Annotated in this window: 13 protein-coding genes; 10 read left to right on the forward strand and 3 right to left on the reverse strand. The window is 40.9% G+C overall.

The features are described from left to right. Positions 1–108: 108 nt before the first annotated feature. Complete coding sequence (locus tag AC0VYO_RS10445) at positions 109–660, reverse strand: hypothetical protein (RefSeq protein ID WP_475368960.1); 552 nt, start codon at positions 658–660, stop codon at positions 109–111. A gap of 196 nt (positions 661–856) precedes the next feature. Between AC0VYO_RS10445 and dat the strand changes: the two genes are divergently transcribed. The 4 genes from dat (at position 857) to AC0VYO_RS10465 (ending at position 8,034) form a co-directional block, all read left to right on the forward strand. Then, the gene (gene dat / locus AC0VYO_RS10450) at positions 857–1,678 is read left to right on the forward strand and encodes a D-amino-acid transaminase (RefSeq protein WP_430246224.1); all 822 of its coding nucleotides are present in this window, start codon (positions 857–859) and stop codon (positions 1,676–1,678) included. A 212-nt stretch (positions 1,679–1,890) separates the two neighbouring features. Further along, positions 1,891–3,378: a degradosome RNA helicase CshA gene (gene cshA, locus AC0VYO_RS10455; protein ID WP_242057383.1), complete on the forward strand. Its 1,488-nt coding sequence runs from the start codon at positions 1,891–1,893 to the stop codon at positions 3,376–3,378. Positions 3,379–3,570: 192 nt separating this feature from the next. After that, positions 3,571–7,215 (forward strand): dynamin family protein, encoded by a 3,645-nt coding sequence (locus tag AC0VYO_RS10460; RefSeq protein ID WP_475368961.1) that lies wholly within the window; start codon positions 3,571–3,573, stop codon positions 7,213–7,215. Between the two features lie 3 nt (positions 7,216–7,218). Then, complete coding sequence (locus AC0VYO_RS10465) at positions 7,219–8,034, forward strand: sulfurtransferase (RefSeq protein ID WP_475368962.1); 816 nt, start codon at positions 7,219–7,221, stop codon at positions 8,032–8,034. Positions 8,035–8,073: 39 nt separating this feature from the next. Here the strand turns inward: AC0VYO_RS10465 and AC0VYO_RS10470 are convergent, their stop codons facing one another. Then, entirely contained in the window at positions 8,074–9,231 is a 1,158-nt protein-coding gene (locus tag AC0VYO_RS10470) for an aminotransferase A (protein WP_430246231.1), read from the reverse strand. Between the two features lie 353 nt (positions 9,232–9,584). Next, complete coding sequence (locus tag AC0VYO_RS10475) at positions 9,585–11,036, reverse strand: PucR family transcriptional regulator (protein WP_475368963.1); 1,452 nt, start codon at positions 11,034–11,036, stop codon at positions 9,585–9,587. Between the two features lie 135 nt (positions 11,037–11,171). Here AC0VYO_RS10475 and AC0VYO_RS10480 point away from each other — a divergent pair, with 135 nt between their 5' ends. The 6 genes from AC0VYO_RS10480 to AC0VYO_RS10505 all read left to right on the forward strand — a co-directional run bounded on the left by AC0VYO_RS10480 (position 11,172) and on the right by AC0VYO_RS10505 (position 17,542). After that, on the forward strand, positions 11,172–12,542 hold the full coding sequence (locus AC0VYO_RS10480; RefSeq protein WP_475368964.1) for an aspartate aminotransferase family protein: 1,371 nt from the start codon (positions 11,172–11,174) through the stop codon (positions 12,540–12,542). Positions 12,543–12,560: 18 nt separating this feature from the next. Continuing rightward, positions 12,561–13,253, forward strand: a complete 693-nt coding sequence (locus tag AC0VYO_RS10485) for a CoA transferase subunit A (RefSeq protein ID WP_475368965.1) — start codon at positions 12,561–12,563, stop codon at positions 13,251–13,253. Next, on the forward strand, positions 13,223–13,885 hold the full coding sequence (locus AC0VYO_RS10490; RefSeq protein WP_475368966.1) for a 3-oxoacid CoA-transferase subunit B: 663 nt from the start codon (positions 13,223–13,225) through the stop codon (positions 13,883–13,885). Before AC0VYO_RS10485 ends, AC0VYO_RS10490 begins: the two co-directional genes overlap by 31 nt. Next, on the forward strand, positions 13,882–15,132 hold the full coding sequence (locus AC0VYO_RS10495) for a peptidase (RefSeq protein ID WP_430246239.1): 1,251 nt from the start codon (positions 13,882–13,884) through the stop codon (positions 15,130–15,132). The genes AC0VYO_RS10490 and AC0VYO_RS10495 overlap by 4 nt, the downstream gene beginning before the upstream one ends. A gap of 127 nt (positions 15,133–15,259) precedes the next feature. Beyond that, a complete protein-coding gene (gene ablB / locus AC0VYO_RS10500; RefSeq protein WP_430246242.1) occupies positions 15,260–16,144 on the forward strand; it encodes a putative beta-lysine N-acetyltransferase in 885 nt (294 codons plus the stop codon). 12 nt (positions 16,145–16,156) lie between these two features. Further along, the gene (locus AC0VYO_RS10505) at positions 16,157–17,542 is read left to right on the forward strand and encodes a sigma-54 interaction domain-containing protein (protein WP_475367331.1); all 1,386 of its coding nucleotides are present in this window, start codon (positions 16,157–16,159) and stop codon (positions 17,540–17,542) included. Positions 17,543–17,649 lie beyond the last annotated feature (107 nt).

A 17,649-nucleotide genomic window follows, 5' to 3' on the forward strand; every position in this document is an offset into this window, starting at 1 on the left:
CCAATAATCTTAGGAATAACCAAACAAAAAAGGTTCCGTTCATCAAAAACGCTGAACGGAACCTTTTTTCATTATTTCAAGCTAGTTATGTCCCAGCCTCTTTTCCGATTAATCGACTAAGTCAGCTGAGAAACTAGGAGCTGTCAGTCCAGCATCTTCGTAGACAGTAGCCATTTTTTCTTCGAAAGAAGCGAATTGAGCGTCTGATTCTTCATACGTTGCTTCCGGGTCATCCGAAAGATTCGCAGCTCTTGTTTCATATGATTTTGCAAGCTCTTCTAAAGCAGCTTCGATATCACTTTTGTATGTTTCAAGTTCAGCAGGAATTTCCATGGCACGCACATCTTCAGCAACGGTCTTTGCAGTAGATTCTGCATCAGACTTCATCGTTGCAAGCTCTTCATCAGAAGGCTTTTCTTCAGCGACTTTAGCAGCTTCAAATTCATAAATTGGTGAATCGCTTTTGTTGACAGTTTGAATTAAGTTCAATTGAAAATCGAGCAGATCACTTTTTACATCTGATTCATTTGCACTGCTTGTTTCTTCTGAGTTTGCGGAATTAGTACTAGCGTTAGAATCGTTCTCATTTGAAGCGCCATTGTTACTACAAGCAGCTACAAATACAAACAGTAGCATCACGAGAGGTAAAAATCTTTTCATTCAAAACCCTCCTAATTTTTAGAAAAATCATCTTACGAGTACAAATTTTAGTTTATTAGGAAGGTTTTGTAAACTACTAAACTACTATTTGGCATAAAATGTAATAAGTAAAACTATTCAGATAAATGCGTTCATAGTCCGTGCTTAAAATATGTTAAGGTAGAGAAGGAGAAAATAGAAGGTAGGAGTGAGCATAATGATTTTATTTAATCAGGATTTGATTACAAGAGAGCAGGCAACCATTGATATTGAAGATCGTGGTTATCAATTTGGAGATGGTGTTTATGAAGTAATCCGTATTTATAACGGAAGCTTTTTTGAGTTGGATGCTCACCTGGAACGTTTAGAACGAAGCGCGAGCGAGATCAAGATTTCTTTACCGTTTACTCAAAAAGAAATCAAGGGGAAAATCGAGCAACTTGTGGCTGCTAATCGCGTACATAGCGGGCACGTCTACATGCAAGTAACACGAGGCGTAGCTCCACGAAATCATCCCTTCCCGGCAAAATCAGAACCTGTGCTTGTCGCTTATACGAAAGAATATGAGAAAGAACCATCACGCGCACCAGGTCAAGCGATTTTTATGGAAGATATCAGATGGTTAAGATGTGATATTAAAAGTTTGAATTTACTTGGGAATGTATTGGCTAAACAATCTGCAACGGAGCAGAACGTTGACGAAGCGATTTTTCATCGTGGCGACTTGGTAACTGAAGGAAGTTCTACGAATGTTTTTATAGTGAAAAATAACATCCTTTATACTCATCCAGCTAACAACTTTATTTTAGATGGGATCACGAGACGGGTTATCCTTTCGGTTGCTTCTGAACTAGGTATTCAAATAAAGGAAGAAGCGTTTACAAAGCAGGAGCTGCTTGAAAGTGATGAAGTTTTCATTTCTAGTACAACCCAAGAAGCAAGACCAATTGTTGAGGTGGATGGCCGGCAGATTGGGAACGGAAAAGAAGGTGAGATAACCTCATCCCTTCATGCTAAGTTTGCTAGTCGTTTGTCATAACTAGAAGGTGTTGTTAAAATATTTTTAGTGTGCGCAGTTGAAATTTGCGCATATTAATGGTACTGTTATCTTTGGCTATATGTGAAAGAAGAGTTGCTTGTTCCGAGCGTTTTCCAACATTAGGGAAATGCTTTTTTTGAACACTATCAGGAGATTTTTCTCCCGTCTATAGCATTTAATGCATTTTAAAAGTAAAAAGGAGTTTTTAAAAGTTGAAAAAATTTCAAGATCTAGGTTTAAGTAATACGCTGCTAGAAGCAGTTAATCAAATGGGATTCGAAGAAACAACACCAATTCAAGCAGGTACGATTCCTCTAGCGCTTGAAGGCAAAGACGTTATCGGCCAGGCTCAAACTGGTACTGGTAAAACGGCTGCTTTTGGTATCCCAATGATTGAAAAAATCGACACTTCTCTATCTCATGTACAGGGAATCATTCTTGCGCCAACACGTGAGCTTGCTGTACAGGTTGCAGAAGAATTGAACCGTATTGGTCAAGCAAAAGGCGTGCGTGCCCTTCCTATATATGGTGGACAAAGCATCGTTCACCAAATCAAAGCACTTAAAAAGAGACCTCAACTAGTTGTTGCAACTCCAGGGCGTCTGATCGACCATATGGAACGTAAAACAATCCGTCTTCAAGAAGTATCTTTTGTTGTCCTTGATGAAGCAGATGAAATGCTTAACATGGGCTTCATTGAAGATATCGAAAAGATTCTTAAAGGTGTTCCAGACAAGCGTCAAACGCTTCTGTTCTCTGCTACAATGCCGAAACGTATCGCGATTCTTGCAGAGAAATTCATGAGCAATCCTGAAACAGTTAGAACAAAATCAAAAGAAATGACTGTTCCTTCAATCGAACAGCATTACTATGAAGTTCGTGATTCTAAGAAATTCGATATTCTTTGTCGCCTTCTTGATACTCAGTCTCCTGAGCTTGCAATTGTGTTTGCAAGAACTAAGAAACGCGTTGATGAAGTATCTGAAGGACTTAAGAAACGTGGATACATGGCTGAAGGAATTCACGGTGACCTTCCACAGGGTAAACGTGATCAGGTTATTAAACAGTTTAAAGACAGCACAATCGATATCATGGTAGCGACTGACGTTGCTGCACGTGGTCTAGACATTAGTGGTGTTACACACGTTTATAACTTTGATATTCCTCAAGATCCTGAAAGCTACGTTCACAGAATCGGTCGTACTGGCCGTGCAGGTAAGTCAGGTCTTGCTTCGACGTTTATTACTCCACGTGAGTACGATCACCTTAAAGTGATTGAGAAAATTACGAAGAAGTCTATGCAAAAACGTACGATTCCAAGCTTTGCTGAAGCAATGGAAGGCCAGCAGCAAATGGCGATTCAACAGCTTCAAAGCACAATTGAAGAGCAGGATCACTCAGTATACCGTTCATCAGCTGAACAGCTTCTCGATGATCACGATTCAGTAACGCTTCTTTCTGCAGCTCTTAAGTTGCTAACAAAAGAGCCGGATACAACTCCGGTTAAAATTACTGAAATTGCACCACTTCGTGCTAAAAAGGCTCATGGCCGTGGCGGCAGTGGCGGTGGAAACCGCAACCGTAACCGCAGTAATGATCGCGGAGGCCGTAAAGGTGGAAGCGGTGGCGGATATCGCGGAGACCGCAACAGCGGTGGCGCTAACAAGCGTCGTAAGTTCAACGACAAAGGAAATAAATAAGATATATGTAGAAGTCGGGAGAAATCCCGGCTTTTTTTATGCGGATTTTTGCTATTGCCCCACGGAAGCTAGGCTTTTGATAGTAGCCATATATTCTTTTATTGATGGTTTTACCGTGTTCATCATGGAGTTTATTTTTTATAATGCTGGGAAAAATCTACTGAAAGCGTTATTCTAAGAGGGACACTATTTATGGAAAGGCAGCGGGATATTATGAAGCATGATCACCAGTCACACACAAAACTAAAAGAGGACGTACTGTTTGAACGTCTTGCACTAATTGAAGAAGAATTAGAGGCTTCGGAAGCATCGAAAATCAAACAACTGATCGACAAGTTGTTGAGTGGTGAACAGCACTTCCTTTTCTCGGGCCATTTTTCTGCAGGGAAATCTTCATTAATAAACGCGTTATTTCAATCAAACCTCTTACCGTCAAGTCCCATACCGGCGAGTGCTAATACAGTTCGTATCCGTTCAGGTGAACCAGGCGCTTCCGTTCATTTCTTGAATGGAAAGAAAATGGTTTTTAAAGCGCCGTATGATATTGATCAAGTAAAAGGGTATTGTTTGAACGGAGAAGAGGTCGAACGCGTTGAATTGTCCGCTCCGTCTTCTTTAGAAGAGGACGTTATTTTCATTGATACTCCTGGTATTGATTCAACAGATGAAGCGCATAGGCTATCAACGGAATCTTCGATGTATTTAGCTGATGTTGTTTTCTATGTGATGGATTACAATCATGTTCAATCTGAAGTGAATTACCAATTCATCCGAGAACTTTATCGTCAAAATAAAAAAATCATCTTAATTGTGAACCAAATTGATAAGCATTATGAATCTGAAATTTCATTCACATCATTTCAGAAATCAGTGGTCGAGTCTTTTGAAACGTGGGGGATGTCTCTCGAATCCTTTTTCTTTATCTCATTACGCGATTACGATCATCCCCATAACCAGTTTCATCAGTTGAAAACATACATTGACGGGCTTTCAAGGAAAACAGATGAAGACAAAGTGAAGCGAATTTTTAATGCAGCAAGAGAGCTTTTGGATGATCTGAATCAAGTAGATGCTCATAACGACGAAGTAGAAGAAGCTTATGAGCAGATGAAAAACAAGCTTGCATTTTCAAAGGAACGCATTGAACTAATCGATCAGGAATTTCAGACTGAAGCGGCGGCTATCCAAAAAAGTGCAATTTTAATGCCGTATGAAGTGAGAGAAGCAGGACGAGCGTATCTTGAATCTCTTCAACCAGACTTTAAAGTAGGATTTGTATTTCGTGATAAGAAAACCCAGCAAGAACGAACGGCGAGGTACGAAACTTTCATTGCGGGTTTAAAAGAACAGGTAAAGTCGCAACTAGAGTGGCATTATCAGCAGCTATTACAAAAGCTAGTTTCGACAGCTGGATTAAAAGACGTATCATTTTCTCTCATTGATCAGCCATATGAAGTTGATTTTTCAGTGATACAAGAAGAAGCTAACAAAGGAAACGGTGCAACAGGAGAAGCAGTTCTTCATTATACTGAGAATATCGCTTATCGCTTGAAGACACAGGTCAAGCAGCAAGCAGAACAAAGGAAGGACAAGCTTGTTGATCAAGTCAATTCCGACCACGATAGGCAGGCTGAGGAGCTTAAGCAGTCATTCAAATCTCAAGTCGGAGAAGAGGATGCGGAGACTTTCTTATTAGAGCTGGAAGCTGCTAGTGAGAATACTGAAGAGCTTTGGTCTATTTTGGATGGGAGCCGTGATGAAGAGGCTCGACGTGCGGGAGAGGCATTTAAGAAAAGGTACACGCAAACGGAGGATGTTACTATCGTAGAGTCGACCAAAAGCGATAGTGGACAACAGCGTAAGCAACAGGAGCCTAAAGAGGTGGATTCACCTGAAGGTCAAACTTCTCTTCCTGATCCCGAAGCGACTAGTATCGCCCTTCAAAGAATGGCAGATGAATTAGAGGATCTTCCTGGTTTTGACTATACGAGACAAAACTTGATCAAGCGTGCAAATAAATTATCAGAAAAGTCATTTACGGTCGCATTGTTTGGTGCCTTTAGCGCTGGGAAATCCTCTTTTGCCAATGCGCTCATTGGCGAAAAAATACTGCCTTCTTCTCCAAATCCAACAACGGCTACGCTTAATCGTATTTGCCCGGTAACAGAAGATCATGCTCATAAAACGGCGATGATTTATTACAAATCGGAAGAAGAACTTTTGGAGGATTTGAATCATTCCCTTTCTTATTTTGGTGAGCAAGCTTTTTCACTAAGGGATTGTCTCCAAATCATTTCACAAGGGAAATTGTTTAAGAGAGAGTCTTCTGCAACAAAACCTCATGCCCTTTTCCTAAGAGCTGTACTTGAAGGTGAAGCTGAGCTAGCATACCTCGGTAAGGAACGTGAAGTCACACTGGATGACTATGAGGATATGGTCGTAAATGAGTCAAAAGCGGCCTTCGTTGCTTCTATCTCGCTCTATTATGATTGTACTTTAACGCGAAAGGGAATAACGCTTGTAGACACTCCAGGGGCAGATTCCATCAACGCACGACATACAGGTGTAGCGTTTCAATATATGAAAGCAGCCGATGCTATTCTTTACGTCACCTATTACAATCATGCATTTTCAAAAGCAGATCGAGAGTTCCTCATTCAGCTTGGACGAGTGAAAGACGTTTTTGAAATGGATAAAATGTTCTTTCTTCTTAATGCATCTGATCTTGCTGCAGATGACGAAGAGCTCGAAATCGTTCTTGATCATGTTACAAATCAGTTACAGCAGTACGGTATTCGCTATCCTGCACTGTATCCTGTCTCAAGTCTTGCAGGAATGCTTGCTTCTGAAGAGAATGTAAGTGAAAAAGAGGCTAAGTTTCTTGCGGCGTTACCAGAAAAATTGAGACAAAAAGGCGGTATTAAGCGGTTTGAATCGCGCTTCTATCATTTTATTCGCAAGGATCTTTCAAAAATGGCAGTGGAGTCCAGCTTAACTGAATTAACAAGTGTGATGAGCGAAATCGAGCGTTGGATCGAGAACTTTGAATTAAATGCGAGTGAAAAAGAACAGCAGATCACAGAGTTTCGTAATCAGAGTGACGAAGCAAATAGGAAGATTAATCACTATTCAAACACTTCATCTGAAAAGCTGATCAAACAAGAATTAACAGAACTTGTTCATTATATTCCTCAGCGTCTTTTTTATCGATTTAATGATTTCTTTAAGGAAGCCTTTAACCCATCGACTATTCAAGGGCGTGAAGGACTGCAACGTGCTTCAGAAACGCTGGTTGAGGATATTGAACAAGATTTATTACAGGAGCTAAGGGCAGCTTCTCTTCGAATCGATCGATTTATGAAGCGAGAAATTCAAAAGAGTGAGAAAGAAATACAAAAGCTTATTCGAGAAATGCTATCTGATTTTCATTACAGCAGTCTACCTGATCGGGACATGGAAACCCCGGAGTTTGATGAGTCTCTTACCGCATGGATAGCAGTTGACCATGTATTAAAGCACTCTCGTAGCTCCTTTAAATCTTCGAAGCAATTTTTCGAACAGAGTGGAAGAGATAAGCTTCATGATGAGTTGAAAAGTGAGTTTCAACAACCTGTTAATAACTATTTGAAAACAGAACATAAAGTGATTGAAGAGACGGCTACGAATTTCTTTGATCAATTAATTGTAGAGGTAAAAGGCGAAATGATGAAAGAAGTTACATCATATGTCAAGGCCAGAACAACGATGCTAACAAGCGATATATCAAAAGATTTCCTTGAAACTAAGCGAAATAATGCTTTCGAAATTCAAACGGAGCTACTGTCGAAGGGAGAATAGGAAATGAAAAATCTAGTTTCAATTGAATGGCTATCAGATCATTTGTATGATGAGCAATTAGTGATTGTGGACTGTCAATTTGAACTTGGCAATCCAGAAAACGGTTATGCTTCCTATTTAAAAGGTCACATTCCAGGAGCGCAGTATGCTGATCTCGAAAAAGATTTATCTGGTGAAGTTGGAGAGCATGGTGGAAGACATCCTTTACCTGATCAAGAACAGCTCCAGACGCTCGTTGAAAGGTTAGGGATTGAGCAGGATTCGAAAGTGATCCTATACGACCATGAGTACGGTGCTATGGCAGCAAGATTATGGTTTCTACTCGGATTTGCTGGCCATAAAGCGCGTGCTGTTCTTGATGGGGGTCTTCAAGCTTGGAGAGGGGAGGGGCATAAACTTGAGACGAAAGTTCGTCAAGTAACTCCTTCATCGTATCCTATAAGTCTTGATAAATCGATGATTGTTTCTATGAATGATGTGAAGCAGGCGCAGATAGAAGGGCGCACAATTATTGATTCGAGAGCAAGCGAGCGCTATTCTGGAGAGATAGAACCTATTGATCCTAAAGCAGGTCATATACCAGGCGCTATCAATTACTTCTGGAAGAATAACCTTAATGATAATAAAACATGGAAAGACCCTGAAGAGAGAGTAGGGGAGAAAGAGCATGGTCATGAACCAATTGTATACTGTGGTTCTGGTGTGACTGCTTGTGTTAACCTGCTTGCTTTACAAGAGGCAGGTATTCATGCAAAGCTTTATCCTGGAAGTTATAGTGACTGGATCTCCTATGAAGAAAATCAAATTGAAACAAAATAAACGAAACGCCAGCCCTACGAGGGCTGGCGTTTATTCATTCTATCTAAGGGTGTGAATGAACTTTTCTAAGCGATCCATACCTTCTTTTAGTACATCAAGTTTATAAGCGAAAGAAATTCTTACATAGCCTTCACCGAGTGATGAAAAGGCGCTTCCTGGTACAACTGCTAAATTACCTTCTTTCGCGAGTTTCATTGCAAAGTCAAATGAAGATAAGCCGAACTCCTGAATGGAAGGCAAGATATAGAAAGCACCGTCAGGCTTGATTGGAGATAACCCCATACCAACTAAGCGATCATAAACATAATTCATTCGTTCCTTGTAAGCAACTCGCATCTCAATCGAGTCTTGCAATCCATTCTGTAACGCTTCTAGAGCGGCGTACTGAGATACTGATGAAGCACAGGAGACATTATACTGATGAACTTTCAAGATATGCTGGCATAGTTCTACTGGGGCGAAGAGAAAGCCAATGCGCCATCCTGTCATAGCGTGAGATTTAGATAGTCCGTTGATTACGATCGTTTTATCACGCATGCCATCAAATTGAGCGATCGAAGAATGATCACCTGAAAAGTTAAGCTCTGAATAAATTTCATCAGATAAAACAAAAATGTTTTTAGCTTTAAGTAAATCAGCAAGATCGGCTAATTCATCATAAGACATCGCAACACCAGTAGGGTTAGATGGGGAAGGTAGAATAATGCATTTTGTTCGCTCTGTTAGGGCATCTTCAATTAGGTCGCGGGTCATTTTAAATCCGTTTTTAGTCGTATCGACGTGTACTGGAGTTGCGCCACATAATGTAATGATTGGCTCATAACCTGGATACACTGGACCTGGCAAAATCACTTCGTCACCTTCAGTGAGAAGTGTTCGAAGTGTCACGTCAATTGCCTGACTTGCTCCTGAAGTGGTAATGATCTCAGATTCAGCTTGGTAGTTAAGATTGTATTTTGATTGTAGAAAATTAGCTGCTGCCTTTCGAAGTTTTAGGATGCCGGCATTATGAGTATACGTTGTTTTGTTTTCACTAATAGCGGCTTGAGCTGCTTCCTTAATATGAGCTGGTGTCTCAAAATCAGGTTGGCCGATTGTTAATGAAATCATGTTCTCATAATCAGCTACCATATTAAAAAAAGTTCGAATCCCAGAAATCTCAATTTCCTTCACGCGAGGGTTTAATAAATGCTCCATAGGTCTGTCTTCCTTTCCGTCTCTTCTTCTCATAAACATCATTGTAGCATAATTTCTATATTATCGTCGAAATGAAGATGTTCTGTTTATAAAGACATGAAACCTCTGGAAATTCAAGTGTTGATAACTTTGGAAACTATTGATAATATAGGCTTTCTGACACTTATCAACAGATGATTTCGTATACCCGCCCCTGGTATATTTTAAATACATGGGGGTATAGGTGCCGTAGATGGGTTACCCACAAAATTCTGTGGATAACCAATATTCAGATAATTTTCTTCTGAATTGGTCTTCGCTATCGTCTCAATAAAAAAAGCAGATTCCCTATCATTGATAGGGGATCTGCTTTTTTAAATAGCTGGAAGAATGCAATCGGTCCGATAAGCAAGTAGAGCAAACTGAAGCTGCATGCGCTGATCATATGCGTATATATCAATACCGGTGAGCTTTTCTAATTGTTTGATTCGATAGTTTAGTGTATGCCTATGAATAAATAATTTATCAGCTGTCCGGTTAATGACAAGGTTGTTTTCTAGAAAAGATTCAAGTGTCTTCATTAACTGAGCCTGGTGCTTTCGATCATAGTCAACTATTGGTGATAGAAGAGGTGAATAGTAGGGTGAAAGATCTTCGCCATTTTCTTTTAATCGAATGAATAACTGATAAGCACCTAGGTCAGCGAAGGATAGATGATGTTCGTTTCGATATTTAGCAAATTGATGGGCAACCGTAGCTTCTTTAAGTGCTAGTTCAAGCTGTTGTATGCCTATTTTGGTCATGCTGACTCCAATGATAGAAGAGCTCTTTCCTTCTTTGAAAGGAATGGTGTCACCTAAAAGAAGCACAACAATATGATCCATCTTCCTCTTTATTATACCTTTTGTTCTTGTTTCGATTAATTGCTGCTGACAGTCTTGCTCAAGTTTTGTAAGGTTTGATGATGAAAGAACTGCGATTGTATTAGAACCGGTTAAATCATAGCCCATTTCTTTGCTCTTTTTTAATATTATTTTCTCGTCTTCGTAGGATTGGGAGAGTAAAATATCAAGAAAATCAGCTTCGATCTGAGATCTAGTATCTTCAATAATACGTAGTTTTAGAAATTCAATCGCAAAAATATTAGCCGCATGCTTTAAAGCAAGGTGATCGAGTGCCGTGAGTGGTGTTAGTTTCTTGATATGAATTGTTCCAATTGCTTTTCCTTCGGTTTTGATCGGATAGAATTGATCGGTAGAATCATTTTGATTCGTGAGATAAGTCTCTGCTAAAAGAGCATTATCCGCATGATAAATTGAAACAGTGCAGTTTAGTAGTTTCGATAGTGCATCAGTGATAGCTGAAAAGCCAGCATTTTTAATAACAAGTGACGTTAAGTCATCCTGAATACGCTGAGCCTGTGTAAGAATGGACAGTTGTTTATTAACGAGCTGTTCCAAAATGCTTCTTGTAACCATTGAGAAATTCATCGTTCTCGGAATTTCAAGAAGCGGTAATCCGGTTCGGTTCGCCGCTTCGATCATCGCAATCGGAACTACGTCTAGATAAAATCCAGTATGAATGGCAAGAGCAGAGAGCTGTCTGTTCGAAAGGGCATCAATGAGTTTCGCATAAGAATCGGATTTCTCGTGCCATCCGTATGCCGTCGTTATTAAAAACTCCCCTTCATGAAGCCGTGTCATATCTTCCATTACTTCCACGATTGTTAACCATTTAATATCTCGGTCAATTCCTTTTTTTCCAGCAATTAATTTAATTCCACTCATCTCAGGCAGCTGTAAGGCTTCTCGAACTGATAGTCCCATAGGCGTCCCTCCGTCTCTTCTTATCCAAAGCGTACAATAATGTCAGAATTTTTTGTAGATGATGTGGGATAGAATTTTGCTTCATTTCAACATAGGCTATACATATAGACAAAAAAGTGAGGTGTCGATTCGGTGATGAGTAAAAGAACCCACTTAATAAAACCTTTATTAGGAATGGATTATGCCTTTATTTCTCATGGAAAAGGGATCTATTTATATGATGAGGATGGTCATGCGTTTATTGATGGATGTTCAGGAGCTGTGACAGCAAATATCGGCCACGCCGTTCCTGAAATTAAGGAAGCGATGGTAAAGCAAGCCGATCAAGTATCATTTGTTTATCGCTCTCAGTTTACGAGTTCGTCTGCAGAGCTTCTTGCTGAAAGACTATGTCGCCATGCTCCGGGTGATCTGGACTGGGTGTTTTTTGTGAACAGCGGATCAGAAGCATTAGAAACCGCTTTGAAAATAGCCGTTCAGTATTGGCAGGAACTGGGTCGACCAACGAAGAACAGAATCATATCGAGGTGGATGAGCTATCACGGGATTACAATGGGTGCCCTTTCAATGTCCGGTCATGTCATACGTCGGAGTCGCTTTAGCGCGATGTTAGAGCATTATCCAGAACTCTCTCCTCCTTATTGTTACAGATGTTCTTACAATGAGCACTGTCCGAATTGTTCAAAGCACTATGCGCTAGAATTTGAAAAAACGATTCAAAGACTTGGGGCAGAAACAATTGCGGCGTTTGTTTGTGAACCTATCATTGGTGCAGCTGGGGGTGCGGTTGTTCCACCTGATTCCTATTTTAAAGAAATGAAAGCCGTATGTGAGCGCTATGATATTTTGTTTATTGCAGATGAAGTTATGACAGGAGTCGGGAGAACAGGGAAAATGTATGCAATGGAACATTGGGGTGTCGCACCAGATATCTTAGCACTCGGAAAAGGAATGAGCGCAGGTTATACACCGATGGCAGCTACCCTTGTATCTGATCGGATCATACTGGAAATTGAACGCGGATCCAAAGTTGTGCTAAGCGGTCATACGTTTAGTGCAAACCCACTCTCATCTGCTATATGTCTCGCTGTTCTTGACTATATAGAAGAAAATAATCTTGTGAAAAATGCCGAAGAAAAAGGTGATCTTCTCTTAAAAGGATTAAAAGAGCTTCAATCGATTTATCCTTTTATTGGTGATGTAAGAGGTAAAGGGTTATTAACAGCTATTGAATTTGTTCAGGATCAACTGACGAAGGAACCGTTCTTGCTACAGAATGAAGTGACAAATCGTTTTATCAGAAAATGCTATGACTACGGTTTACTCGTTTACACGGCTGCTGGGGGATTGAATGGGATAGCGGGTGATGCAGTCATTGTGGCACCACCTCTAATCATTCAAGAAAATGAGGTTCATCTCCTTCTGAATAAGCTGAATCAAGCATTAGCTGAATTGGAGAAAGAGCTTACAATAGAAGGCCTCTATAGTAGACGATCGATAAGCTGACGAAAGGATGAGAAATCCGTGAGAAGTAAAAGATGCGCATTGTCAGAGCTCGATCTATTAAGAGATAACATGACGATAATGTGTGGTGGATTTGGTGGAGTAGGTTCACCTCCAACACTTATTCAATGGATTCTTGATTCTGGTATTAAGAATATAACGCTCATTTGTAACGATGCTGGCTTCCCGTGGATCGGACCTGGAAAGCTTGTCACCGAAAAAAGAGTTTCAACACTTATTGCATCTCATATTGGCTCAAATCCTGAAGCAGGAAAACAAATGCATAACGGAGAACTTACCGTTCAATTCTACCCGCAGGGAACGCTGGCAGAAAAGATTCGCGCTGGGGGGATGGGGCTTGGTGGTATTTTAGTAGACGTCGGGCTTGGGACATCTATTGAACACGGAAAGGAAAAGACAATCATTCACGGTAAAGAATATATGATTGAACCTGCTCTTACGGCAGATTTATCTATTATTGCCTGCAAACGTGCTGATCCATATGGAAATCTAATCTACGATCAAAGTGCACGAAACACGAACCCACTTGTCGCCAAAGCAGGTGATGTTACTATCGCTGAATCTGTTGAAATCGTACAAACAGGTGAGCTAGGTCCAGAGGAAATTATCACTCAAGGTGTTTTCGTTGATCACGTCATTGAAAGCAAGGGAGTTGATTGGAAATGGGTATGGGAGCTGAAGCGAGAAAGTTAATTGCACAACGTGCTGCTCGTGAAGTCACGTACGGCATGATGGTTAATCTTGGGATCGGTATTCCTACGCTTGTAGCTGACTTTATTCCAAATTCCCTCGATGTCATGTTGCATACGGAAAATGGCATCTTAGGAATGGGGGGGAGTCCTGAGCAAGGTAAGGAAGATGGAAATCTATCTAACGCCGGGGGATATCCAGTTACCATTCAATCAGGTGCTTCATTTTTTGATAGTGCAGAAGCGTTTGGAATGGTTAGGAGGGGACATCTCGATTTAACGATTCTTGGCGCACTTGAAGTGAGTGGAAGAGGAGATATCGCAAATTGGATCGTACCTGGAAAACGAGTGCCTGGCATGGGTGGGGCTATTGATCTCGCTCAAAAAGCTAAAAAGGTGATTGTATTAATGAGTCATACAACAAAAGATGGGCAGCCCAAAATTGTCAAAGAATGTTCTCTCCCTTTGACGGTAAAAGAAGGTGCACACATGATTATTACAGAGAGAGCTGTTATGCGAATTGATCAGGGAGAGCTTTTTCTTCTCGAAGTGATGCCTGGTTATTCTGTTGAAGATGTGTTAGGCGCTACTGAAGCGGTTGTAAATGTTGATCATGTGGGGAGGCGGACCTCATGAAAGAAGAAATAAACAAATGGATGATGCTTCATCGGGACTATGGGATAGAAATGCTTCAACGCTTTGTTCGTTGTGATAGCGTGCAAGGAAACGAGGCAAATGTGCAAGACCTTGTTCAGTCAGAACTTCATCAACTCGGAATGAAAATAGATCGGTTTACTCCTGGAGACGAAACCCTTAATCATCGTGCATTTTGTGCGAATCGAACAGATTTTACACAAAGCCCTAATGTTGTAGGTGTGTGGAAAGGTAAGGGAGGTGGTCGTTCACTCATTTTGAACGGTCATATTGACGTTGTCCCCCCTGGAAATAGAAGTGACTGGGAGTTAGAACCCTATAGCGGGGAAGTAAAGAACGGCAGGCTGTACGGTAGAGGGGCAACCGATATGAAAGGCGGAAATACGGCGATGCTTCTTGCCTTAAAATGCCTTAAAGATTTGGAGCTTCCTCTAAATGGCGATCTGATCTTTGAAAGCGTAGTGGAAGAAGAAAGTGGGGGAACAGGTACACTTGCGGCAATTGAACGAGGTTACCGTGCTGATGCCGCTCTTATTCCAGAGCCGACGAAGATGAAAGTGTTCCCTAAGCAGCAGGGATCAATGTGGTTTCGTATCACCGTATCAGGGCGCGGTGCACACGGTGGTACGCGTTATGAAGGAGTATCTGCTCTCGAGAAAAGCCTTTCGGTGATTAAAGCCATCCAATTATTAGAGGAACAGCGCAATAATCGAATTACAGACTCTTTATATGAAAACATTCCGATCCCTGTTCCGATTAATATAGGAAAAATTTCAGGTGGAGATTGGCCATCCTCTGTTCCAGATCAAGTAGTTTTAGAGGGAAGAATGGGGGTGATTCCTGGAGAAGAGCTTGATGACGCAAAGCTTGACATGCGCCGTGCCCTAGAAGCTATTGAAGATGATTGGCTAAAGGATCATCCAGTAGAGATCGAGTGGTTTGGAGCAAGATGGCTGCCTGGAGAAGTTGATGAAGATCATCCGCTAGTGGGCGTAATTCGCCGTCATTACGAAGAAGTCACAGGGAAAGATCTCGTTATCGAAGCTTCTCCTTGGGGGACAGATGGGGGATTGCTACAAGAAGAAGGGAATACGCCATCGATTATTTTCGGTCCAGGAGAGACAGCGGTAGCACATTTTGCAAATGAATACATTGAAATTGATCAAATGATGCTTGCAGCAGAACTTTTTGTGCACATCATTCTAGAATGGTGTGGCCAGCATAAGTAGGAGCGGCTATGCCGTTCTTTTTCATGTGGTTCTTTCACTTTGTTTTTCTAATATAGCTTACCTTTAGGAAGGAGTTTACAAAAGAAAGAAGAACTACTGATTTAAGACATGAATGAGGGGGAGGTTAATGGGAAATAAGCGAATTGAAGCGGTTGAGCATTTTTATAAAGGGAGCGATTATGTCTTTACCTGTACGTTTGATACATTTAATGAACGCATTCGTATTGATGTTTATGATGGAAGCGTCCAAGCAGTTATCGCTCATATTCAAGAAGTGTTTACGAGCGAATATTCAAAGTGCATTGTAAAAGTAAAAAGTGAAGATGTTTCCTCCTTTCTTTCAATTGGCTATACCTACGAAGGGAAGATTCGTTTCTATTTTTCTGGTAGTGATGCTCATCTCATGACGAAGTATCGAGCGAATTGGCGTCGAAATAGTGAGTCTTGGGTAGATGAAGACAAGTTATTAAAGGCTGTACAAAACAAACCTCTTACTTCTCTCAAAGGAAACCCTCCTATGCGGATTGGAATTGAAAGTGATGCTGAAGCGCTAGCCAAATTATATCAAACTGTGTTTTCGGTCTACCCAACCCCAATGGATGATCCTAGTTACATTAAGAAAGCTATGAAGAGTGACACGATTTTTTATGTAATGGAAGATCAGGGAATAATCAAAAGTGCCGCCTCAGCTGAAGTGAATCGTACGTATAGAAATGCCGAGATGACGGATTGCGCAACCCTTCCTGAGTATAGGAAAGGTGGAACGATGCGTCACTTAATTCTTGCTTTAGAAACGGAGTTGTTAAAGCAAGAGGTGTACTACGCTTACTCGATCGCGAGGAGTCTTTCTTTTGGAATGAATGCTGTATTTCATCAGCTTCACTATGAATATGGTGGGCGTCTTGTAAACAATGTAAAGATCTATAAAGATTGGGAAAATATGAATCTATGGAGTAAAAAGCTTCTAGGTAGTGCCGGAAAATCAGCACAGATAGATGAAAATTCGGCATAAAGGAGGACGTCTATGAGAGAAACGATTCCACTTACGGATGGAATGTTTGAAGCGATCCTAGAAAGTATTGATGAAGGGATTCATGTCGTTGATAACAGAGGGATGACGATCTATTATAATGAAATTGCTGCTAAGCACGACGGATTGCAAGTAGGCGATGTGTTAGGAACGCACTATTTAGAAGCTTTTCCATCACTCTCCAAAGAAACGAGCACACTATCTCATGTGTTAACGACAAGAAAGCCAATTTTTAATAAAGATCAAACTTACAGAAATATGAAGGGACACTTGATCTCGACGATTAATACGACACTGCCTATCGTTGTGAATGGGCACTTAGAAGGAGCTGTGGAAATTGCTCGAGATCTTTCGCGTATCAAAATATTGTCTGATAAGGTAATGGAATTACAATCTAAAATAAATCGAAAGACGGTCAAGGAGTTCGACAACGGCACTATCTATACATTTGAGCACATTCTAACGAACGATCCCGTTTTTATAAAGGTAAAGGACCGAGCCCAAAAAGCTGCCGTTCTTCATTCTCCAGTTCTTGTCTATGGTGAGACTGGCACTGGAAAAGAACTCCTTGTTCAAGCAATTCATAATGCTTCTAAGCGGGTGGGGCCATTTATTGCACAAAATTGCGCCGCCTTACCTGCATCGATTCTTGAGTCGATTCTTTTTGGTACGTCAAAAGGAAGCTTTACAGGTGCTGAGGAGCGTGAAGGATTATTCGAACTAGCTAATGGCGGTACTCTTTTTCTTGATGAGATTAATTCGATGCCCATTGATGTACAAGCAAAATTGCTTCGGGTTTTAGAGGATGGTGTCATCCGGCGAGTTGGAGCAGGAAAGACGAGAAAAGTGGATGTCCGAATCATAGCTGCAATGAATGAAGAACCGGAATCTGCTCTTGAGGCAAAGAGGCTTCGTGTTGATTTGTTTTACCGTTTGAATGTTATTTATCTTAGATTACCACCTCTTCGAGAACGAAAAGAGGATATTTCTAATCTCATTGCTCATTTTATTAAGAAATACAACGATAAATTTCATAAAAACATAAGAGGAGTCGATCAGAAGTCGGCAACGCTGCTCTCTTCGCGTCACTGGCATGGAAATGTTCGGGAGCTTGAGCATGTGATTCAATCGGCCATGAATTTCGCAGAAGGACATACATTAACCTTCGACGATTTTGAGGTGCTTCTTCCAGAAAATCAATCTCGTGTAACGGCACCACTCCGCGACGTTTTGTTAAAAACAGAATATGATTTAATAAAACAAGCCATGAATGTCAGCCAGGGTAATGTGAAAAAAGCTGCAGAGCAGTTAGGCATCCCCAGACAAACATTACAATATAAACTTTCTAAACACCCACTAAGCCAGAGTGCCGAATATTGAGCACAGCTGGCTTTTTATTGTGGAAATAAATGAAGGGAGTGGATAAGTAGGGATCTTAGTTGTAACCGTAATAGACTTATCTTATAAGCGTCTTGATCCCACGATAA

This window comes from Anaerobacillus sp. 63XJN7_4_ISO-PGPR-S23-413 (assembly GCF_056173725.1).

What these genes read in the sequence shown, in the direction of transcription:
- AC0VYO_RS10445 (WP_475368960.1), bottom strand. Translation starts at nt 660, where the DNA reads ATGAAAAGATTTTTACCTCTCGTGATGCTACTGTTTGTATTTGTAGCT.
- dat (WP_430246224.1), top strand. Translation starts at nt 857, where the DNA reads ATGATTTTATTTAATCAGGATTTGATTACAAGAGAGCAGGCAACCATT.
- AC0VYO_RS10460 (WP_475368961.1), top strand. Translation starts at nt 3,571, where the DNA reads ATGGAAAGGCAGCGGGATATTATGAAGCATGATCACCAGTCACACACA.
- AC0VYO_RS10465 (WP_475368962.1), top strand. Translation starts at nt 7,219, where the DNA reads ATGAAAAATCTAGTTTCAATTGAATGGCTATCAGATCATTTGTATGAT.
- AC0VYO_RS10470 (WP_430246231.1), bottom strand. Translation starts at nt 9,231, where the DNA reads ATGGAGCATTTATTAAACCCTCGCGTGAAGGAAATTGAGATTTCTGGG.
- AC0VYO_RS10475 (WP_475368963.1), bottom strand. Translation starts at nt 11,036, where the DNA reads ATGGGACTATCAGTTCGAGAAGCCTTACAGCTGCCTGAGATGAGTGGA.
- AC0VYO_RS10480 (WP_475368964.1), top strand. Translation starts at nt 11,172, where the DNA reads ATGAGTAAAAGAACCCACTTAATAAAACCTTTATTAGGAATGGATTAT.
- AC0VYO_RS10490 (WP_475368966.1), top strand. Translation starts at nt 13,223, where the DNA reads ATGGGTATGGGAGCTGAAGCGAGAAAGTTAATTGCACAACGTGCTGCT.
- AC0VYO_RS10495 (WP_430246239.1), top strand. Translation starts at nt 13,882, where the DNA reads ATGAAAGAAGAAATAAACAAATGGATGATGCTTCATCGGGACTATGGG.
- ablB (WP_430246242.1), top strand. Translation starts at nt 15,260, where the DNA reads ATGGGAAATAAGCGAATTGAAGCGGTTGAGCATTTTTATAAAGGGAGC.
- AC0VYO_RS10505 (WP_475367331.1), top strand. Translation starts at nt 16,157, where the DNA reads ATGAGAGAAACGATTCCACTTACGGATGGAATGTTTGAAGCGATCCTA.